Source organism: Mycobacterium sp. IDUB_1 (genome assembly GCF_055419625.1).
On sequence record NZ_JBVAYA010000018.1, the window covers coordinates 1 to 264 of the forward strand.

At 72.7% G+C, this 264-nt stretch carries 1 pseudogene; it reads left to right on the forward strand.

What is annotated here, in order from left to right:
- A pseudogene (locus tag ACZYYX_RS29465) lies at positions 1-264 on the forward strand (HNH endonuclease); the annotation flags it as partial.

The window sequence follows — 264 nt, forward strand, 5'->3', positions numbered from 1 at the left end:
TTCGATATCGACGGGTCGGCCTCGGAGGTTGAGCTGCGCGAGGTTGTCGCCCACTGCGAACGACTCAAAGCCGAGGCGGCCGCGGTGCAGGCGCGGGCGACCGCGCTGTGGGCGTCCAAGCGGCGCGCCGCTGAGACCGCGGCGGGGATGCCGGTGCGGAAGCGCGGGCGCGGATTGGCCTCGGAGGTTGCGTTGGCGCGCCTGGATTCCCCGGCCCGCGGTGGTCAACACCTCGGGTTCGCTCGGGCGCTGGTCGAGGAGATG